At 60.9% G+C, this 20,601-nt stretch carries 19 protein-coding genes; 10 read left to right on the top strand and 9 right to left on the bottom strand.

Annotated elements, in window-relative coordinates; genetic code table 11:
- Nucleotides 1-10 precede the first annotated feature (10 nt).
- From ACTIEN_RS19915 to ACTIEN_RS19905, 3 genes are all read right to left on the bottom strand, one after another.
- The gene (locus tag ACTIEN_RS19915; protein WP_439524898.1) at nucleotides 11-496 is read right to left on the bottom strand and encodes a transglycosylase SLT domain-containing protein; all 486 of its coding nucleotides are present in this window, start codon (nucleotides 494-496) and stop codon (nucleotides 11-13) included.
- A gap of 97 nt (nucleotides 497-593) precedes the next feature.
- The gene (locus tag ACTIEN_RS19910; RefSeq protein ID WP_439524897.1) at nucleotides 594-752 is read right to left on the bottom strand and encodes a hypothetical protein; all 159 of its coding nucleotides are present in this window, start codon (nucleotides 750-752) and stop codon (nucleotides 594-596) included.
- Nucleotides 753-859: 107 nt separating this feature from the next.
- The gene (locus tag ACTIEN_RS19905; protein ID WP_439524896.1) at nucleotides 860-1,312 is read right to left on the bottom strand and encodes an Lrp/AsnC family transcriptional regulator; all 453 of its coding nucleotides are present in this window, start codon (nucleotides 1,310-1,312) and stop codon (nucleotides 860-862) included.
- Between the two features lie 73 nt (nucleotides 1,313-1,385).
- Here ACTIEN_RS19905 and ACTIEN_RS19900 point away from each other — a divergent pair, with 73 nt between their 5' ends.
- The 3 genes from ACTIEN_RS19900 (at nucleotide 1,386) to dtd (ending at nucleotide 3,520) form a co-directional block, all read left to right on the top strand.
- On the top strand, nucleotides 1,386-1,982 hold the full coding sequence (locus tag ACTIEN_RS19900) for a LysE family translocator (protein ID WP_439524895.1): 597 nt from the start codon (nucleotides 1,386-1,388) through the stop codon (nucleotides 1,980-1,982).
- Between the two features lie 128 nt (nucleotides 1,983-2,110).
- Nucleotides 2,111-3,073 carry an acetyl-CoA carboxylase carboxyltransferase subunit alpha gene (locus tag ACTIEN_RS19895; RefSeq protein ID WP_439524894.1) on the top strand — a complete coding sequence of 321 codons (963 nt, stop codon included), beginning with the start codon at nucleotides 2,111-2,113 and terminating at the stop codon, nucleotides 3,071-3,073.
- 3 nt (nucleotides 3,074-3,076) lie between these two features.
- Nucleotides 3,077-3,520: a D-aminoacyl-tRNA deacylase gene (dtd, locus tag ACTIEN_RS19890; protein ID WP_439524893.1), complete on the top strand. Its 444-nt coding sequence runs from the start codon at nucleotides 3,077-3,079 to the stop codon at nucleotides 3,518-3,520.
- Between the two features lie 356 nt (nucleotides 3,521-3,876).
- Here the strand turns inward: dtd and ACTIEN_RS19885 are convergent, their stop codons facing one another.
- The 6 genes from ACTIEN_RS19885 to ACTIEN_RS19860 all read right to left on the bottom strand — a co-directional run bounded on the left by ACTIEN_RS19885 (nucleotide 3,877) and on the right by ACTIEN_RS19860 (nucleotide 13,889).
- Nucleotides 3,877-5,058 carry an HlyD family efflux transporter periplasmic adaptor subunit gene (locus tag ACTIEN_RS19885; protein WP_439524892.1) on the bottom strand — a complete coding sequence of 394 codons (1,182 nt, stop codon included), beginning with the start codon at nucleotides 5,056-5,058 and terminating at the stop codon, nucleotides 3,877-3,879.
- 3 nt (nucleotides 5,059-5,061) lie between these two features.
- On the bottom strand, nucleotides 5,062-7,221 hold the full coding sequence (locus ACTIEN_RS19880; protein ID WP_439524907.1) for a type I secretion system permease/ATPase: 2,160 nt from the start codon (nucleotides 7,219-7,221) through the stop codon (nucleotides 5,062-5,064).
- A 56-nt stretch (nucleotides 7,222-7,277) separates the two neighbouring features.
- Entirely contained in the window at nucleotides 7,278-8,567 is a 1,290-nt protein-coding gene (locus ACTIEN_RS19875; RefSeq protein ID WP_439524891.1) for a TolC family protein, read from the bottom strand.
- Nucleotides 8,568-8,696: 129 nt separating this feature from the next.
- Nucleotides 8,697-11,891 (bottom strand): Ig-like domain-containing protein, encoded by a 3,195-nt coding sequence (locus ACTIEN_RS19870; RefSeq protein WP_439524890.1) that lies wholly within the window; start codon nucleotides 11,889-11,891, stop codon nucleotides 8,697-8,699.
- A 167-nt stretch (nucleotides 11,892-12,058) separates the two neighbouring features.
- Complete coding sequence (locus ACTIEN_RS19865) at nucleotides 12,059-13,150, bottom strand: Gfo/Idh/MocA family protein (protein WP_439524889.1); 1,092 nt, start codon at nucleotides 13,148-13,150, stop codon at nucleotides 12,059-12,061.
- A gap of 37 nt (nucleotides 13,151-13,187) precedes the next feature.
- On the bottom strand, nucleotides 13,188-13,889 hold the full coding sequence (locus tag ACTIEN_RS19860) for a GntR family transcriptional regulator (protein WP_439524888.1): 702 nt from the start codon (nucleotides 13,887-13,889) through the stop codon (nucleotides 13,188-13,190).
- Between the two features lie 85 nt (nucleotides 13,890-13,974).
- Here ACTIEN_RS19860 and ACTIEN_RS19855 point away from each other — a divergent pair, with 85 nt between their 5' ends.
- The 7 genes from ACTIEN_RS19855 to ACTIEN_RS19825 form a co-directional block, all read left to right on the top strand.
- Nucleotides 13,975-15,129 carry an LLM class flavin-dependent oxidoreductase gene (locus ACTIEN_RS19855; RefSeq protein ID WP_439524887.1) on the top strand — a complete coding sequence of 385 codons (1,155 nt, stop codon included), beginning with the start codon at nucleotides 13,975-13,977 and terminating at the stop codon, nucleotides 15,127-15,129.
- A complete protein-coding gene (locus ACTIEN_RS19850) occupies nucleotides 15,129-16,016 on the top strand; it encodes an aldo/keto reductase (protein ID WP_439524886.1) in 888 nt (295 codons plus the stop codon). Before ACTIEN_RS19855 ends, ACTIEN_RS19850 begins: the two co-directional genes overlap by 1 nt.
- Nucleotides 16,017-16,024: 8 nt before the next feature.
- Nucleotides 16,025-16,531, top strand: a complete 507-nt coding sequence (locus ACTIEN_RS19845) for a flavin reductase family protein (RefSeq protein WP_439524885.1) — start codon at nucleotides 16,025-16,027, stop codon at nucleotides 16,529-16,531.
- Between the two features lie 68 nt (nucleotides 16,532-16,599).
- The gene (locus ACTIEN_RS19840) at nucleotides 16,600-17,178 is read left to right on the top strand and encodes a TRAP transporter small permease (protein ID WP_439524884.1); all 579 of its coding nucleotides are present in this window, start codon (nucleotides 16,600-16,602) and stop codon (nucleotides 17,176-17,178) included.
- A gap of 4 nt (nucleotides 17,179-17,182) precedes the next feature.
- The gene (locus ACTIEN_RS19835; RefSeq protein WP_439524883.1) at nucleotides 17,183-18,472 is read left to right on the top strand and encodes a TRAP transporter large permease; all 1,290 of its coding nucleotides are present in this window, start codon (nucleotides 17,183-17,185) and stop codon (nucleotides 18,470-18,472) included.
- A 58-nt stretch (nucleotides 18,473-18,530) separates the two neighbouring features.
- On the top strand, nucleotides 18,531-19,589 hold the full coding sequence (locus ACTIEN_RS19830) for a TRAP transporter substrate-binding protein (protein WP_439524882.1): 1,059 nt from the start codon (nucleotides 18,531-18,533) through the stop codon (nucleotides 19,587-19,589).
- Nucleotides 19,590-20,234: 645 nt separating this feature from the next.
- On the top strand, nucleotides 20,235-20,601 hold a 367-nt coding region (locus ACTIEN_RS19825), incomplete at its 3' end, for a hypothetical protein (protein ID WP_439524881.1).

Genomic DNA, 20,601 nt, shown 5'->3' with positions numbered 1-20,601 from the left:
ACTGGTCCGTTCAATCGGGCCAGACCTTGCGCCCGTGCACGCCGGTCTCTTCAACCAGCCCACGGCGCTTGGCCTCGAAGTAATACCCCCGTGCGTACCACATCACCGCTTCGGCTTCGTCGCCGTCCGACACCATCCATGCGCCCCGCAGATAGCGCACGGCGTATTTCAGGTTGGTTTCCGCATCCAGAAGGTCCGTCGGCGCACCGCTGAACCCCATCGAACGGGCTGTGGCCGGCAGGATCTGCATCAAACCGTAATACGGTCCGTTGCGCGCCTCCGGTCGGTGGGTGCTCTCGCGAACAACCACTCTTTGTACCAAGGACACCGGCACATCGTTCTCGGCCGCCGCCTCAACGATCAACGCCCGCAATTGGGGCGTTTCGTTGGGGTAAAGCGTCCTCGTCGAAATTGTCGGTTCGGGCGGCGTGGCAGCGCATCCGGCAAGAACAGCCGACAAGGACACCACCAGACTCAAAAGGCGCAAACGTTTCATGCGCAAGCCATGCGATGAACGCCACCGCAAGGCAATCCTGTGATCTCTGGATCGGCGACGCTCCGCCCAAGACATGCCGCCCGCCCCCAGCCCCTTGTCAGGCCGCGTAATAGTCTTCGAACACCGGCGACGGTCGACTGTTCTGTTCGGTCACCAGCATCGGGCGCGGCGTGTAATACGCCCAGGCTTCGGTCAAAATCTTCAACGCCTCTTCAGGCGATGTGGTCTGCGCTGTAGGTGTTGTGATCTGTGTCATCGGGCCATTCCATTCATGATGCCCCTCCCTTGGGGCAAAAGCTAAGAGTCCGACAGCACACACACCAGAGTCATATACACAGTCTCGGCATGCGGGCAGTGCATATCTTACGCGCGGTCATCTTTGGGCGAGCCCATGACGACGTAAGAGGTGATCGCGTTGACCTGCGGCAGCACCCCCAGAACATCGGTGTGAAAATGCTTGTAAGCCGCAAGATCCGCCGCCTCGACCCGCAACAGGTATTCGACCGACCCGGTGATATTGTGGCATTCCTTCACTTCGGGACTGCTGGAAATCGCCCGCTCAAACGCCTCTTGCGCGGCCTTGGTGTGCTGGCTCAATCCCACCGTCACATAGGCGACAAACCCGATTCCGGTCTTTTCGGGGCTGAGTACGGCGCGATACCCCGTGATCACACCCGCTCTCTCGAGTCCACTCACCCGGCGCAGGCAGGCCGACGGAGACAGGCCGACTTTCTCGGCCAGCGCCAGATTGCTGATCCGTCCATCCGCAGACAGAACGCGCAATATCTGGCGGTCAATATGATCAATGTCGCTCATTAATTGTGATACATAGCGGAATTCCCACCACATTCACAACCAACAAGCGCGCCATTCGGCACATATTGCGCTCATGACACCGGATCTTTTTCTTGCCCTCGCCAGCTTTGCGCTTGTCACCGTCATCACACCGGGACCCAACAACCTGATGTTGATGACGTCGGGCGCAAATTTCGGCTTCCACCGCTCGCTCCCGCACATGCTGGGGGTTGGATTGGGATTTCCCTTGATGATCGTCCCCGTGGGCCTTGGCGTGATGCAGGTCTTTGACCTCTGGCCGCTGTCCTATACGCTTCTCAAGGTGCTGTCGGTGCTCTACATGCTCTACCTTGCCTGGCGCATCGCCAACGCGGCCCCACCCGACGGCGCACCGCAAGCGGGCAGCACTCCGTTGAGCTTCCTTCAGGCAGCAGCCTTCCAATGGGTCAATCCCAAGGCATGGTCGATGGCCCTTGGCGCCATCACCCTTTATGCCACGGGTCGCGACCTTGCGGCGGTTCTGTGGGTGGCGGGCACCTATGTGGCGATGGGCACGATCTCGACCACCAGTTGGACCATCCTTGGCCAACAACTGCGCCGCCTGCTGAACCGTCCCGAACGCCTGCGGCTGTTCAACTGGGCGATGGCCGCGCTGCTGATGGCGTCGCTGGTCCCGGTGATCTGGACCTGACACCAAGCGATGCGGGAACACCGCACCACACCGAAGTCACAACACATGTTCACCGGACCGCCGCCTTCAGATTGCAAAAGCCGAACGTCCCGGCCATATAGCACAGGGAAACAACAGGCAGACCCGCGATGACAAACTATCTCGATTTTGAAAAACCGCTGGCCGAGATCGAAGGCAAAGCCGAAGAACTTCGGGCCATGGCGCGCAAGAATGACGAGATGGACATCGAAGACGAAGCCCGCGCGCTGGACGTCAAGGCCGACGCGCTTCTCAAAGACCTCTATAAAAAGCTGACCCCATGGCGCAAATGCCAGATTGCGCGGCACCCCGAACGGCCACATTGCAAAGACTACATCGAAGCGCTGTTTTCCGAATACACCCCCCTGGCCGGCGACCGGAACTTTGCCGATGACGACGCGGTGATGGGGGGGATTGCCCGGTTCGATGACATGCCGGTGGTGGTGATCGGCCATGAAAAGGGCCACGACACCGAAAGCCGCCTGAAGCGCAATTTCGGCATGTCGCGCCCCGAAGGCTATCGCAAGGCCGTGCGCCTGCTGGATCTCGCAGACCGCTTTCGCCTTCCCGTGATCACGCTGGTGGACACCCCCGGTGCCTATCCCGGGAAAGGGGCCGAAGAACGCGGCCAATCCGAAGCGATCGCCCGGTCCACCGAAAAAAGCCTGCAAATCGGTGTGCCGTTGGTTTCGGTGGTGATCGGCGAAGGCGGGTCCGGCGGAGCTGTGGCTTTTGCCACCGCCAACCGCCTGGCGATGCTCGAACATTCGGTCTATTCGGTCATTTCACCCGAAGGCTGCGCGTCGATCCTGTGGAAAGACGCCGAGAAAATGCGCGAAGCGGCAGAATCGCTGCGACTGACTGCACAGGACCTGCTGAATCTCGGTGTGGCGGATCAGGTGATCTCAGAACCGCTGGGGGGGGCCCATCGTGGCCGGGAACAGACGATTCAGGCTGTCGGCAACACCCTGCGCGCGATGCTGGCCGATCTGTCCGAGATGAAGCCGAAGAAACTCATCGCGGATCGACGCCGCAAGTTTCTCGAGATCGGCAACAAAGGCCTCGCGGCGTAATCCATGCGCGCCTTGATCCAACGTGTGTCCGAAGCCTCTGTTACCGTGGAGGGTGCTGTTCTGGGCGAGATCGGTCCGGGGCTGCTGATCCTGATCTGCGCCATGCAGGGTGACAGCGAGGCACAGGCCGACAAGCTCGCCGCGAAGATCGCCAAGCTGCGCATCTTCAAGGATGAGGACGGTCGCATGAACCGCTCGGTCGCCGACATGGGCGGCAGCGCCCTTGTGGTCAGCCAGTTCACCCTTGCCGCTGACACAACGCGCGGCAACCGCCCCGGCTTTTCCACCGCCGCGGCACCAGAGGACGGGAACAGGCTTTACGAATACTTCACCGATCGGATGTCCGCGCAAGGCATCCCCGTCGCCAAAGGCCGGTTTGGAGCGGACATGAAGGTGCGACTGCTGAACGACGGCCCGGTGACCATCTGGATGGACACCGAGGACTGACCTCTGACGGCGCAGCTGGCGTTGCCCGGGCTCTTGCATATTTTTAAAAAGAAGAAGCAGGGGACGGTGTCCACCCCAGCCAAGGCACCGCGTTCGAGCGTGGCTCTTGGTCAGCCTTGGCGTGGGGCTTCTCCTTTTACGGTCATCGGCATGCCTGCCTGTACCGCATTTACGAGAATGGCCCATTAACGTTAATGCGCCGTTAATGGAGACGGGCGATCCACCAATTCTTCTTTTCAAAAATATGCAATCACGCCACCTGCCACCCGCGCAGCGCTGACTTTGGCGTCACGCTCCCGCACGCCCGAGCCGCAAGGCGCGTAAACCTGTCAGGACGGGCGCAGCCCGGCATGTCCTCAGGGTTCGCGCAGCGCCTCGCGGGATTTGTAAAGCGGCTTGAGCAGGTATTGCAGCACGGTCTTTTCGCCGGTGTGCAGCTCCACACTTGCCTGCATGCCGGGGCGGATTTCCAGATGGCGCTGGCGGTCGGTCAGGGACGTCTTGTCGACCCGAACAGTCACCTTGTAATGCGCAGGCGCATCGGGGCGGCGATCGTCCTTGAAGGTGTCGGCGGAAATCACGTCGACCCGGCCTTTGAGCGATCCGTAGATGGTGAAGTCATAGGCCGACAGCTTGATCGTGGCTTCCTGACCGGGGCGAATGCCGGCGATGTTTTCCGGCGCGACCTTGGCTTCGACGTACAGTTCTTCGCCCAGGGGAATGATCTGCAGGATCTCTTCACCGGGGCGCACAACACCTCCGATGGTGGTGACACCCAGCTTGTTCACCACGCCATGCATCGGGCTGGTCAGCACTGTCCGGTTCAGCTGATCCTGCGAAGACCGGAGGTTCTGGCGCAGCGTGGCCAATTCCTTGAGGGTTTCGGAGTATTCCTGCGCCCGCGTCAGTTCCGTCTGGGTGATGATCTCGTCCATCCTGATCTGCGCATCCGCATGCGCCTTGCGCGCGCGGGTGACTTCGATCAGGGCGACAACCTTCTTGTCGAGCAGGTTCTCCATCAGTTCCTTTTCGCGCGTGGCCTGATCCAGAACCCGGCGCGCGCCGTCGTGGCGGGCGTTGAAGTCAAGCTGGCGGGCGGCCAGCAGCGCCTGTTCGGATTCGGCCATCTCCGGGCTGCGTTCACGCAATTCCCACGGGACTTCGAACTGTACCAGCCCGGCAATCTCGGCTTCGATCCGCAAGCGGCGGATTTCAAGCGCGGTGATCTGGTCTTCAAGGTCATCCACCGAGGACCGGAACTGCGTCCCGTAAAGCCGCGCCAGCACATCCCCCTGCATGACCTCGTCGCCTTCCTTGACCAGCAATTCGGCCAAGATCCCGCCTTCGAGGTTCTGGATGATCTGGGGTCGCGAGGTCGAGATGAATTCACCATCGGCGCGCACGATTTCGTCGATCCACGCATAGGCCGCCCAGACGATGAACAGCCACACAGCTGCGCCGGACAGCCAGATGATCAGGGATGGCCCGCGCAGGCGGCGCCCAAGTTGCGCGGACAGATCGGTGGTGCTGACAGCCATGCTTTATGCTCCCTGACCGGCGCGCAGGTGATCCAGCACCTGGTCGCGCGGACCGTCGACCACCAGCCGCCCCGAGGCCAGCACACTGGTCCGGTCGGCAAGTGCAAGGATCGGCACCCGGTGCGTCGCCACAATTGCGGTGCGGTCCGCCAGCCAGGTTTCCAGCCGGGAAATCAGCGTCTTCTCCAGCGTTTGATCCAGCGCCGCCGTGGGTTCATCCAACAAGCACACATCGGGATCCTGCAACCAGAGCCGCGCCCAGCCGATGGACTGGCGCTGACCAACCGACAGGCCTTCGCCGCCATCGCGGATCGGCAGGTCCAACCCCTGCGGATGGCCTTTGATGAACGGCCCAAGCCCGGCGAAATCCAGCGCTTCGAACAGGCGGTCGTCATCGCGTTCCATCATGTTGAGGTTGAGGTTGTCGCGCAGCGTGCCGTGGAACAGCCGCACATCCTGACCCAGATAACCCAATGAGCGGCGGATATCGCGCATGTCGATCTGGTTCATGTCGGTGCCGTCGATCAGGATCGAACCGGACGTCGGCGCATAGAGCCCCGACAGCATCTTGAGCAGCGTGGATTTACCCGACCCGTTGGTGCCCAGCACCGCCAGCGTCTGACCGGGCTGGATCACGAGGCTCGGGATATCCAGAACCGACGGGCTTTCTGCGTCATAGCGAAAGCTGACCTCGCGCAGTTCGAACCGGCCCTGCAACTTTTCGCGGCGCAGGTATTTGCGGTCGTCGGACCGGTCCTGCGGCAGGGCAGCAATCCCGTCGAGCGCGTCCAACGCCGCCTTGACGTTGCCCCAACGCGCCATGATTCCCGACAGTTGTGTCAAAGGCGCCAGTGTGCGCGACGTGAGAATGCCCACCGCGATGATCGACCCGACAGTGAATTCGCCAGCAAAGACAAGGTAGGTGCCCGCGATCACTGCGGCGACATAGGTCGCCTGCTGCACACCCTGGCTCCAGAAGGTCAGCCCGGCGGACAGGCGGCGTTGCTCCGAGGATTTCAGCGCCTGCACCGAAGTCAGTTCTTCCCACTGGCGGGTAAAACGATCTTCGGCGCGCTGGGTCTTGATCGTGTCCAGTTCAGTCACGGTCTCGTTGAGAAGGCGCGATTGCTTGGTCGAAGCCCCCTGCATTTCACGGGTGATGCGGATCATCTTGCGCTGCAGGAAGAAACCTGGAACCACCATGAGAACGGCACCGGCCACCAGCACCCAGACGACGCTGCCCGCGATGGACCAGACCATCAGCAGGAACAGCACGATAAACGGAATATCGGCCAAAGCCCCAACGGTCGACGCGGTGAAGAATTCCCGCACCGAAGAGAATTCGCGCATCGACGCAAACAACTGCGAAGGCGACCGCCCCGCCGCATCCGACCGCATGCCCAGAAGTCGGGTCAACAGTGTTTGCTGCACCCCGGTCTCGATCTGCCGCCCCGCGCCGTCCAGAAGCGTGGACCGTGCAACCTTGAGAAACGCCTCCAGCATCAGCGCCATGGCCGCCCCGATGGCCAACACCCAAAGCGTGGCCGAGGATTGATGCGGGATCACCCGGTCATAGACCTGCAACGAAAACAGCGCGACCGACACGGCAAGGATGTTGGCGACGAATGACCCGACGGCGACCTCGCCAAACTGGCGGGTGTAATTCGAAAAGCTGCCCCAGAACCAATGCGCCTTCAGTCCGGTGTTTGTGTGACTGTCCACCAGCGTCTGAACCGGCGCTTCGCCCCGGATCAGCAGACCACTGTAGAACGGTGCAAATTCGGCCACATCCACGCGTTCGACCTTGTCTTTCGCAGAATCGTCCCAGATCGACAGCGTCATGCGGTCCTGCGACAGGACCAGCACCGCCTGCCCGTTGGTCATCACTGCAATCGCCGGCCAATGGTCCGGAGTCGGGCGCGGCACATGCAGTCCCTGCGCCAGCAGACCGGCGGCCTTGGCCCCCGCGATCAGCGCGGCCTCTCCGACCGTTCCATCAGCGTCCTGATGCAGGCCAATCGCCTCTTTCACATCACTCGCCATGGTGGTCAGGCCAAGACGGCCCGCATAGGTGCGGATCAGTTCGGTGCGTGCATGCACCCGATCCGAATAGCGCGGTGGGCGTTTGGGCTCGTTGGCGGGCTGGGCCGCCTGTGGCACCATCCGCAGGACCGCGTTTTTCGCGCGTCCCGACAGAAGGGTGATATTACTGACGCCGCTCAAATCTTTGCTCCATCTGCAAGTACACCCAAGCGCTTGGCTGCATCCAGCTCGGCGCGGGCGGCCCTAAATTTCAGGTCGAGTTGTCGTTCCAGCGACCTGAGAAACGTCTCGTAGACGCTCACAACATCCATCACCTGCCGGGTTCCGGCGTCATACTGACGTTGAAACAGGTCAAGGTTGGTCTTGGCCTGCGCGGTCAGGCCTTCGGCTTCGGCGGCCTGACGCTTCAGCGCGGCCGCTTCGCGCCGGTCGGCCTCGATCGCGCGTTCCGAAATGTCGCGCGCTTCGCTGACCTTGCGCTCTGCGGTCAGCTTTGTGGCCTCGATCGCCTTGAGAGAGGCACCTGTGCCGATCCCGAGCAACTGTTCAGTGCTCACGCTCAGCCCAAGACCTTCGCCCCCGTTGCGCAAGCTGCCACCTGCCGAGAGACCGGGCAAATGCTGGGCGCGGGCGATCCGGGCCTGAGCGATCTGGCGGTCGCGTTCAACCATTGCCCGAAGCACCGTCAGCGACGCGGTTGTGGGCGTTGCACCCATGCCGCGCAATCCGCGCTGGTCGGACAAGGGTGTTGCCGACATGGCGTTCAGTTCAGACAGCGCGCGGCTTGTCTTTTCGCGGGCCGCGCTGTCGCGGGCGCGCAGATCGGCCAGTTTCTGTTTCAGCACGTTGAGATCGGAAAAATCCGAAACGCCACCTTTGACGCGTTCGTTCATCACCCATTCGAACTGCCCCATATCACTTATCGCCTGACCGTAAAGATCGGCGGCCGCACGGCCTTCCTCGGCCTGCAGATAGAGCACCAGCCCTTCATACACGCGCTCATTGCTGCTTTCCGACAGCGCCACAGCGGCCAGTTCCACATCGGATTTCGCAAGATCGCGTTCGGCTTTCTTGCGGCCATTGTCGAACAGCACCTGATTGATCACCAGGTCCGTCACCAGATCGCCAAGCGAGGTCAGCGAAACGCGCGGCGAAAGTGTCGGCCACCAGTTCTTGGACGCCGCTTCGGCACGCAACTGCGCCACCTGCAACTCGGCCTCGGCAACGCGGGCATCGGCCGCCAGAACACCTGCCGCGACCTGCGCATAGGGACTTCCCGGCGCAAGGGCACTTTGACGGGCCGCAAGATCCGAAATGATCGGAGACACCGCGTCGCCGGGTTCAGGTCTGGTTTCCGCTGTTTTCGTGACATCGCCTGCAGGCACATCGGCACCCGGCTGGGCTTGCAGGAACCGTGATACGGTCCCCTGACCCATATCCTGCATACATCCTGAAAGAGCCGTCATCGCAAGCACTGCCCCTGCCATGGCCCTTTTGTTGTTCCTCATGTCGAATGAGCCCCCGCCCTTTGGCTTTATTGTTGTGTCGGGGCTCGGGCCGTCACCGCAACGGCCCGAACAGAACTATCCTTTTCCTCAGATTGAGACGTTGTTGATGTCGTCGTCGATCAGCACGGTCGCATCGCCCATTTGGTAGACGTCGAAATTCGTGCCATCCTCGAACCGCGTGCCTGTGCGCGTCGCGCCGGTGATCCGAACGGTCTCGTCGGAATTGCCCAGCACCTTGACGGTGTTGTCCTCGCCCGTGATTGCGACGATCTGCGCTTCGGTGATGGTCAGCGTCGCCTCTTCGGTGAATTCGAGGTCGATCATGTCGACTTTGCGACCGCCGATATTGCCAGCAAGGATCACGTTGCTCTGGCTGGTGTTCGGGTCGTCCAGAACCACATAGGTGCCGGTGCTGTTGCCCGCGTTGTCCGTGGCCGTGACCACAAGATGCGATCCGTCCGGAACAACCTGGTTGAAATTGTAGCTGGTTTCGCCGGTAAAGCTGTTGTCCTGCTCGTTGAACGCGACGTTCTGCGTTCCGCCGGACCCGACCCGGACGATGGACACGTCATGATCCGTCGTCTCGAGGATGATGCCGCGCGCGGCCTGGCTTTGATCCCATGTGATCGCGGTCATATCCGGTGCATCCGGGGCCACGTTGTCCACCACCATCGTCTCCGAGATCGACTTGGTGTTGCCCGCCCGGTCCGTCGCCGCGATCTGGATCGAGACGTTTTCGCCATCGACCGTGGGGATCACGCTTGGCGGAACTGCCACCGACCACGCGCCACTTGCGCTGACCTGTGCGTTCATCTGTTGGCCCGCGATGGTGACGACCACGCTTGATCCCTGTTCGACCTGGCCGGTCAGGGTAAAGCCCTGCGCCGCTTCGGCTTCGCTCAGGACGCCATCGCTGCCACCCGGCTGGCTGGTCGAGGTCAGCGGAACCACCTCGGTATCGACCTGGAAGGTCTTCGAGGTTGTCGCGGTGTTGCCCGCGCGGTCTTCGGTGCTGATCTGCGCTGTGGTGGTGTAGGTGCCATCCGGCAGATCGAACGCCGAGAAACTGGCTGTCCAATTGCCATTCGCGGCCACAGTTGCGACCCGGCTCACACCTTCGACCACAACGGTCACGGTGGCACCCGGTTCTGTGGTGCCGCTGAGCGTGACGCCCTGCCCCTGTTCGGCATCATTGACGATGTTGTCCGCAGTGACGGGGTTTGAGCTGACCGCAAAGTTGCGCACAAAGGTATCGACCATCACGGTGTCGCTGCGGGTCAGGGCATTGCCCGCCGCATCGACGGTATGCGCGGTGATTTGCGCCTCGTATTCGCCGGGACGGATTTCGGCCGCGGCATAATTCGCACGCCAGACACCGAATGAATCAGTCTGCACCGTCCTGGACACGCCATCCAGCGTCACGTCGACCATCTGGTTCGGCGTTGATGTGCCGGTGATCATCACGCCATCGGACGCTTCGACCTGGTTTACGATGTCATCGGTCTCGACCGGTTCGGGGCTGATCGTCAGAAGGCCTGCATCGGTGTCAAAGATCACGCTGCGGGTTTCGGTCGCGGTGTTGCCCGCAAGGTCGGTCGAACTTGCCGTGAGCGTCGCAGTCTGTTCTCCGGCCGGCAATTCTCCGGACAGGTAGGTCACGGTCCAGTTCCCGTTCGCGTCAACGCTGGCAGCCCGCGAGATGCCGCCAAGGGTCACGGAAACCGATGCGCCCGGTTCGGTTGTGCCCGTGACGGTCATGCCCTGCATCGCCTCATCGGCGTTCACAATGCCATCCGCACCGCCAGCCTGGCTGGTGATGTCAAAGTTGCGAACCCAGGTATCAAGCCGGACTTCGCCGGACGCGGCACTTGTATTGCCCACCTGATCGGTCGCCGTTGCGTTGATTGTCAGATCGCGTTCACCAACCGGAATCTCGGTGGCGATGAAGGTCACGTTCCAGTTGCCCTGTGCATCGACAAAGGCCGTCCGGGTGTAGCCATTCATTTCGACAACAACAGTCGACCCCGGATCGGTTGTCCCGGTGATCTGGACACCATCGCTGCGCTCGTCGGCGTTGATGATGCCATCGGTTTCGATTGTGGTGGTGTTCACCGTCACACCGGACACGGTGTCAATCTCGATGCCGTCATTGATCGTGGTCGAATTGTTGAAGCTGTCGGTCGCGATGACACGGATGTCCGAGATATACTCACCGCGTTCAAAGGTCGAACTGCTGAGTGTCACGCTCCAGTTGCCCTGTGCGTCCACGTCGGCGACATGGCTGACACCCCCTGCGATCAGAACAACAGAGGCTCCGATTTCAGTGGTTCCGGTAACGGTTGCGCCGCCGTCGAATTCGCTTTCGGTGATGATCTCGCCGCTCGCCGTGGTGCCGCTTGTGATGGCCAGCGGGGGCGGTGTGGTGTCGATGATGATGTCTGGTCCGGTCAGCTTGGTTTCGGTGTCACCGGTTACGGTCACATCGGCGATGTAAGTCCCGTCACTGGGGAAATTCGGACCCGTGAAGATCACTTCCCATTTTCCGTCCGACCCGGTGGTCGTTGTCTGTGTCTTGTCGCCGATGACCACCACAACCGTGTCGCCCTGGTTGGCCGTGCCGCTGACCAGAACCGTGCGGTCTTCGTCGGTCAGACCATCGCCACCGATCTTGAATTCGCCGTCATTGACGGTTGGGCCTTTCGGATCGCCGCTATCGCCGCCGGAGCCGACAAGACCGCCGCCACCGCCGCCGTCACCCTCGCCGCCGAGAACCGCCGCGCCGGTTGCAACTGCCGCACCGCCTGCCAGCCAGGGCAGCATTCCGCCGCTTGCCAGAAGACCGGCTGCCAGCATCGAAACGCCGCCCTCGTCTTCGGCGACAACCATGTCGGTTGCAACAACCTCGGCGCGGTCAAAGAAGATCAGCGCGTCATCCGGGCTCCATTTGCCCCAGGCCGCGACATCGCCGTACTGCGCAAACAGTGCGCCGCCGTCGCCTTCGGCAAACGCGACTTCGCTCAGCACCCCTTCAGTACTGAGGAACAACCGGCTTGAGGCCTCTGATCCAAAGTAATCCTCAAGGATGATCACCCGCCCGTCGGCCAGCGTGATCTGCAGATCGTTACCGGCGCGGTCGTAACTGCGCAGGTCCGTTCTGTGAAGATTGAGAGAGATTTCGCGGCCGCCTGCAGCGTCGATCAGGTATCCCTGATCATCTGCACCAACTACACCACGCTCGATCGCACCCGTACGGGTACGGACAACGAAATTAATCGCATTCATAACTACACCGCTCTACCTCAACGCCGCCCGTTTTCGGGTTCGGCTTATTTTTTTCCTCTCTTTCGATAGAACAGAAAAACTATCGGTCAAAGCACTGATTGTGGCGAAATTTCGTTTTTTTCCCCTTGCAAGCAAAGTGTTGCGAGAAAATTACGGTCAAAATGCGGCTAAAACCGGGCAATCACGGTGTGAGAAGACGCGGCATTCTGCGCCGCCAGCCCCATCCGGACAGCCCAGGCGCCATCCGAAATCGACACCTCGGGAACCCCGCCATTGCGCACCAGGTCAAGGAACCGCGCGTGCTGGTAAAAGGTTGATCCGTTGTGGTCCCCCGCCTCAAGAATCCTGGGGTCCACAGGGATATCCACAGCCTGCGGCCCCTTGGGATTGCGCGGGCTGACAATCACCTGCGGCACCGGCGGGGCACCCAGATGGGTCGGCCAGAACCGGCCCGGCCCCGGCACCAGCGCCTCGATCTTGCCGTTCGGTCCCACGGCGGTGATTTCTTCCTGATAGCGCGACCCTTCGGCATACATGCACAGTTCCAGCATCCCCCGCGCGCCATTGGCGAAATCGACAATCACATACGCGCTGTCCCAGATGTCGGGCACCTCACCGGCATAGGTCTCGTCCAGATGGTTCACCGATTGCCCGGCACTTGCCGTCACCTGGATCGGATCGGATCCAAGGATCAGCCGCATCAAATCGAAGAAATGGCAGCATTTCTCGACCAGCGTTCCGCCGGTGTTGCGATTGAAGCGGTTCCAGTCCCCGACCTTGGACAGAAACGGAAAGCGGTGTTCGCGGATGGTCAGCATCTTGACCCCACCGGTCGCACGCTGCACCTCGTGCGTGAACACCTGTATAGGTGGCATGTAGCGGTATTCCATCGCCACCCAGATCGGCGCGGGATAAGCCGCGCTGATCGCATCCACCCGCGCGATATCGACGGGATCTGTGTAAAGCGGCTTCTCCAGAAGCAGCGGCAGCGGGTTCAGTTCCGCAATCTGCTCAAGCGCATCGACATGGCAATGGTTCGGACTGGCGACCAGAAGGCAATCCAGATCATCTCGCGCCAACAGCGCTTCGATGGACATCTCCAACGTGGCGTTTGGCACAATCGCCTTGGCCGCGTTCGCCATGATAGTGTCCGGCTCAAAGATCGCCGCAACGCGCGCGCCGTCAAGCAAGGCGATGTTGCGCAGATGCTCCTGGCCCATCATGCCGCATCCGATGATCCCGTAATTGATGATTTTCATGGTGATCCTTCAAGTGATGTGCGCGACACAGCGCGGCTTAGGTAATCCGCGCGACGTAGCGCGCGACATCTGTATTGATCCAGTTCCAGGACGCCTCGGCCGCTTCGCCCTCGGGACCGGAACTGATGCGGGTGGCCCGCATGCAGAATTGCCCCGGCGACAGGCCGAACCCGACCGGCGCCCAGTCCGGCACCGTCGCCAGATCCAGCCGGTCCACCGCCTTGGTGATCCAGAGACCCAGCGATTCCCGGTAATAGAGGTAAAGCGACTCGCGCAGCGCCTCGGCGTCGATGACATCGGTGTACGACCCATCCAGCCAGATTTCCTCCAGCACTGCCGGCGTTCCGTTCAGCCGCCGCAACCGGCGAATCCGATGCCCCTCCTCGCATTTGCCGAATCGCGGCAACGCGTCAGGCTTGGGCAGCCGATCCACCGACAAAAGCTCTGCCGTCGGCAACCCGCCCCCTTCGATCAGTTCGACCCGGAAAAACGCGTAGACCGATTGCGTATCCTCTTGCGCGCAGATGTAATTGCCCGACCCCTGCACCCGCTCCAGCAGGCCAAGCGCAGTCAATTCATCCAGCGATTTGCGCAACGTTCCAACGGAAATCCCGAGGCTCGCCGCCATGTCACGTTCCGGCGGCAGGCGTTCGCCATCGACCAACCGGCCAGCCTGAATATCCCGGATCAGCAATTCGCTGATCTGGACATATTTCGGCAAGGCGTGGGTGTCGGACATTTTGCGCACCAAGAATTGATACACTATTGATCTACATTTTTGGGAGTGCTACGCAAGAGGAAATGATACGTCCCGGAGACACCTTATGACCATCGTTCCCATCACCTCCCCCGACCTTGACGCGGCAGAGGTGTCATGGTTCGCGGCGTTGTGTTCGGATGATTACGAATACCTCGGCGTGCCGGATGGAAAGCTGCGGTCAAGTTTCGCGCATTGCTCCGGCATCGTGAAAGAGGCCGAAACACAGGGTTTCCGCAATATCCTGTGCCCATCGTCCTACCAGGTCGGTCAGGACACGCTGTCCTTTGTCGCGGGCTGTGCGCCGATCACCGAAAAGATCAACATGCTGGCCGCCGTGCGCTGTGGCGAGATGCAACCGATCATGCTGGCCCGCACCATCGCCACGCTGGATCACATGCTCGAAGGACGACTGACGGTAAACATCATCTCGTCCGACTTTCCGGGCGAGAAAGAGGACAGCGCCTTTCGCTACCAGCGGTCGCGCGAGGTTGTCGAGATCCTCAAACAGGCGTGGACGCAGGACGAGATCACCTACAAGGGCGAGGTCTACAATTTCGAGGGCCTGACCACCGATCCCGCCAAGCCGTACCAGACCGGCGGTCCGCTGCTGTATTTCGGCGGTTATTCCCCCGCCGCGCTGGAACTTTGTGGCCAGCATTGCGATGTCTACCTGATGTGGCCCGAACCCAAGGATCAACTTGCCCAGCGGATGAAAGACGTGAACGCCGTCGCCGAACGCTATAACCGCACGCTGGATTACGGGTTGCGCGTGCATGTGATCGTGCGCGACACCGAAGCCGAAGCGCGCGAATACGCGCAGCACATCGTCAGCCAGCTGGACGACGATCAGGGCAAGACGATCCGCGACCGTGCGCTTGATGCCACCTCTCTGGGTGTGTCGCACCAGTCGAAGAACCGCGAACTGGCGGATATGGAAGGCTTTGTCGAACCGCATCTGTGGACAGGTGTGGGACGTGCGCGCTCCGGCTGTGGCGCGGCGCTGGTCGGCTCCACCGATCAGGTGCTCAGCGAGTTGGAACAGTACCAGAAGATGGGCATTCGCGCGTTTATCCTTTCGGGGTATCCCCATCTGGACGAGTGCCGTCATTTCGGCAGCCGCGTATTGCCGCAGCTGAAAACCGTACAACTGAACGAAGCATACGGGCGCGTGCCGAACGGCACCCCCGCAACCCCACTTGGAAATGGAGTCCGTCGCTAATGGATCGTGTCAAGCTGAACGAAGCCCTCGACCTGAGCCGCCTTGTCTATGGCATGTGGCGCCTGGGCGACGATGCCGACACCAGTGTGGACCATATCCGCAACAAGATCAGCGCGTGCCTCGATCAGGGCATCACGACCATGGATCAGGCGGATATCTATGGCGGCTACGAGGCCGAAGAGATCCTTGGCACGGCGCTCACTCCCGAGTTGCGCAACCGGATCGAAATCGTCACCAAATGCGATATCGTGGCGCCGGCGGGGCGCTATGCGGATGCGAAGGTCAAACATTACGACACCAGCCGCGCGCATATCATGTCCTCGGTGGATCACTCGCTGCGGCTGATGAAGATCGACCATATCGACCTTCTGCTGATCCACCGCCCCGATCCGCTGATGGATGCCTGCGAAACCGGGGCCGCCCTGGACGATCTTGTCGAAAGCGGGAAGGTGCGCGCGGTGGGCGTGTCGAACTTCCGACCGTGGGATTGGGAATTGTTGCAGGCGTCGATGAAAAACCCGCTGGTCACCAACCAGATCGAGATCAGCCTGCTGCATCACACGCCCTTCACCAATGGCGACATCGCCTTTCACCAGAAGAACGGTCAGCCGCCAATGGCATGGTCGCCGCTGGGTGGTGGAGCGCTGTTCGATGGCAAGAACGCCGCGGTGCGCACCGCGCTCAAGGCCCTCGGCGGCGATCACGGCGTTGATGAGGCCGCAGTTGCGGTAGCGTGGCTCTTGGCGCACCCCGCGCGCATTCTACCTGTCCTTGGTACCAACAATCTGGACCGTATCGCCCGCATCGGCGATGCTGCCAAGATACAGATCGACCGGGAGACATGGTTTGACCTCTACACCCACGCCCTTGGCCATGAAGTGGCCTGAGACACGCGATGAACGCCTTGACCCATAGTTTCGACCCCGCAGAGGACAATGCCCGCGATTTTCGCGCAGCCCTTGGCCGTTTCGGCACCGGTGTCACGGTGGTCACCTGCGATGCGGGTGATGGGCCGCTGGGCATCACCGCCAACAGTTTTGCCAGCGTGTCACTGGACCCGCCGCTTGTGCTTTGGTCGCCAGCCAAATCGTCAACCCGGTACCCGTTTTTCATGGCGGCTGACCATTTCGCGATCCACGTCATCGGAGCCGATCAGGTCGACATCTGTCAGGCCTTCGCCCGCGAGGGCAATGCCTTTGACCAGTTTCCCTGGAACCCCTGCGACAAGGGTGTGCCACTTTTGCACAACTGCCTGAGCCGGTTCGAATGCACCAAGACAGCCGAATATGACGGCGGCGATCATTCCATCGTTGTCGCGCGGGTGACCAAGGTGACGACACGCGATGGCGATCCACTCTTGTTTTACAGCGGACGTTACGGAGGCTTTAGCGAACCAACATAAACCGCCCCGATAAAACAAACATGGGGCCACCGACGGAGGAGGTCGGTGTAACAGGGAGGAGGCCAGCCATGGCCGTATTGCTGGGGCTACTTGCCCCGTTTCAGATGTTCAACGACATCGTCCTGCGCATCGGACGCAGCATTGCGATTTTCGCCATTGGCTTGATGGTCTGCGCGATCCTTTTGCAGGTTTTTTGCCGCTACGTGTTGGGAAATGCCCTGCCCTGGCCCGAAGAACTGGCCATTTTCCTCATGCTGTGGATGACCGCCGCCATCGCACCTTCGGCTTATCGGCGCGGTGGGTTTGTGGCGCTGGAAATCCTGTCCGCCGCCTTGCCAAGCCGGGGTGCCGCCGTTCTGGCGCTGGTGCTGCTGCTGATTTCGGGCGTGGTGTTGTACATCGGCGCACAGATGGGGCTGACCGAAATGTCGGGCCTTGCCGGCAAGTTCAAAAGCGCCTCGCTCAAATACCCGACGCTGGATGGCTGGGTGAAGATGCCCAACTCCTGGCAGATTGCGTCATTGGTCACCGGTCTGTGGCTGCTCTTCATCGTGAATATCGAACTGATCCTGCGCAACCTCATCACCCTTGCCGGTGGTGAAGACCGTTTGCGCTCTAACCTCGATGCCGAATTGACGGTGGAGTAGTCCCATGCTGGTCTGGTTCCTTCCCTTGTTCCTGCTGTTCCTGATGATCGGCCTGCCGGTCTTCTTCGGCATGCTGGCGGCCCCCGGCATTCTCTTGTGGCTCAACGGTCAGGACCGCGACCTGATCCTGCTGTACCGCAACGTCTATAACGGCATGGCGTCCTTTCCGCTGATGGCGATTCCGTTCTTCATGCTGGCAGGCGAATTGATGAACCGGGGCGGCATCACGATGCGGCTGGTGGAATTCAGCCAGGCGATGATGGGCCATTTCCGGGGCGGTCTGGCGCATGTGAACGTGCTGTCCTCGATGCTGTTTGCGGGGTTGTCCGGCTCTGCCGTGGCGGACACCTCGGCGCTGGGATCCATGCTGATCCCGGCGATGGAGAAAGAGGGCTATACCCGCAAATTCGCCGCCGCGATCACCGCCGCCAGTTCGGTGATCGGCCCGATCATCCCGCCTTCGGGCATCATGATCATCTACGCCTATGTCATGGGTGAAAGCGTCGCCGCGCTGTTTCTGGCGGGCATCGTGCCGGGTATCCTTGTGGGTCTGGGACTGATGGTCATGGTCAAGTTCATGGCCGACCGCTATGACTTCCCCGCTTCGCGCAGCAAGGCAAGCTGGGGTGAACGCGGTCAGGCGTCTCTCAAGGCTTTCTTTCCGCTGATGACGCCGGTGATCATCCTTGGTGGTATCCTTGGCGGTGTCTTTACCCCGACCGAGGCCGCCGCCGTTGCCGTCGGATATGCGATCATCGTCGGCATGTTCATCCTGCGCACTCTGCGCCTTGGCGACCTGCCCGACGTGTTCATGCGCGCCGCCATGACATCGGCCACGGTGCTGCTGCTGGTGGGGGCCGCGATGGCGTTCAAGACGGTGGTGTCGCTGTCGCACACGCCGGAGATCCTGGCCGAGTTCGTGCTGGGGCTCAGCGAGAACCCGTTGATCCTGCTGTTCCTGATCAACCTTCTTCTGTTCGTCGTGGGCATGTTCCTTGATGCAGGACCGGCTATCATCATCCTTGGGCCGATCCTTGGGCCGATCTTCGTGGACCTTGGCGTCGATCCAATCCACTTCGCCATCATCATGTCGGTGAACCTGACCGTCGGTCTGGCCACGCCGCCGATGGGACTGGTGCTGTTCGTCGCCTCAAGCGTGTCCGGTGAGCGGGTCGAGACCATTTCCAAGGCGATCCTGCCGTTCCTTTTCATCGAAATCGTGGTCATTTTCCTGATCACCTTCATCCCCGAAATATCCATGACCGTTCCGCGCCTCACGGGGTTTGCGGACTGACATCTGCGGGTCACAGGACCCGTGTAACCGACCCAAGAAAGCAACAGGGAGAACACCAATGCTCAAAGGTCTTACCACAGCGGCGCTGACAGCCGCATTGCTCGCCGGGAGTGCGATCACCGCAGCGGCGCAGGATTTCACCATCCGCGCGACCGCCAACTCGAACGAGAACGACGAAGATTACGACGGTCTTGTCGTCTTCAAGAACCATGTCGAGAACGCCTCGAACGGACGCATCGCGGTCGAGCTGTTCATCGGCACGCAGCTGTGTTCCGGCGGCGCGGAATGTCTTCAGGGCGTGTCCGACGGATCAATCGACGTGTTTGTGACCACCTCGGGCGGTGCAGCGGGGATCTTCCCCTACGTTCAGGTGCTCGACCTGCCCTATCTCATGTCGGATGACCGTGTGGCGGAACATGTGCTGTCGGGCGACTTTACCCGCACCATGCGCAACATGGCGCTGGAAGACAGTGGCGACACGATCCGCATCATGACCATCGGCAACACCGGCGGCTGGCGCAACTTTGCAAACACGCAGCGCCGGGTGACACAGCCTTCCGACCTCGAAGGGCTCAAGATCCGCACCGTGGTGGCCGACCTGCCGCAGGAGCTGGTCAAGGTGCTGGGCGCGGCCCCGACGCCGATCAGCTGGCCCGAGCTGTTCACCTCGCTCCAGACAGGTGTTGTGGATGGGTCGAAGAACGGCATCACCGATATCATGGGCATGAAGTTTCCGGATGCCGGGCTGGAGTACCTGACGCTGGACGGCCACGCCTACATGGGCGCGATCTGGGTGATGAACAACGAAAAGTTCATGGGCATGCCCGAAGACATGCGCCGCGTCGTGGCTGACGGGTTCTACGCGCTGCAACAGGCGACATTCGCGTCGCCCAAGCGCAAGTCGATCCAGGCGTATGAGGATTTCGTCGCCGGCGGCGGTGATCTTTATGTGCCGACCCCCGAAGAGAAAGAAGCCTTCCGCGAGGCGGCATCGCCGGTGTTCGACTGGTTCCAGGAGAATGTCGAAGGTGGTCCGGAGATCTTCGAGGCGCTGACCACTGCGGTGGAAGAGGCCGAAGCCGATCTGGCAGCGGAGTATGAAGCCGACCTGAACTGATCCGGTTTTGCAACGCGTGAAACGGCCTCGGAGGAAACTCCGGGGCCTTTTTCGTTTGGGATGCGTTGGCGTGCCGGGCTGAAGCCCCGGCCTACGCGTTAACGTCATCCTCGGGCGTGACCTGAGGATCTGGTTGGAACACTCCACTGTCGTTAGAGAAGAAGCGGCGCCGCCCTTATGGGCCTGACGGTTCTCTCAAATCCGCGATTTAACGCGTGACCTGTACTCCGGGGTTGCCGGAGCCTTGTAAGACCGGTCTCTCATGGTCAGCCTTCCGGCATATGAGAGAAGTGTCAGTATGGTGTCGCGGCATGGGAGTGACCCTTCCCGCTCAAAGCGCTTTGTGGTGTGGGGTATGGGGGACGGGTGGTTAACGAGTTGGAAATGGGGCGTGCGGTGGGGAGCCGCGCATCGACGACGCGCGCGGGGGCGATGCGACCGTCGATCCTCTTGGTTTATCCCGGCCATATCCGAAAAAGGCCGACACGTCGCGCTGGCCCCACCAAATCGCCGCCGCGTGGGGGCGCGCCGGCGATGCGCGGCGGGCTGCGCCCGCTATTTCGCGCGGCAGATTATTAGGCTCCACTTCAAAATCTATCGCGCGGTTCTTAACTCAACACGGATGGGTAATTTGGGCTTTGGCAAATGAAGAGACCTCGGACGCGGACAGAACGAAGCGGACCAATTGAGCCGCTAACTCCTCGCGTTACAGATTTCATTGAGAAGCGATTAAGAGGTCGCTCCTTAGACGACGAAGGAGATATCGAAAAACGACCAGATTTCGAATGCCTCAATGGCCTTCTTGTTATCGAGATTAAAAGCTTGGAGACTCCACCCTCAGATCGCATTGAGAACGCATTAGCTACTGAAAAATCTGATCCAAAGTGGCCTATGTTCTTTGGTGACTGGTCTACAGATAAGATACTTAAGCGTTTCCCAAACGCTGAACAAATCAATAAAAAACTCGTAGACCGCGTCGGTCGCACAATCGTCAACCATATGAAAAAGGCCA

The sequence above is a fragment of the Marivita sp. genome (genome assembly GCF_051859345.1).
Lineage (GTDB): Bacteria > Pseudomonadota > Alphaproteobacteria > Rhodobacterales > Rhodobacteraceae > Marivita.
The sequence above is the reverse complement of the archived record's forward strand: the minus strand, read 5'-3'. Positions and strand labels throughout refer to the sequence as shown.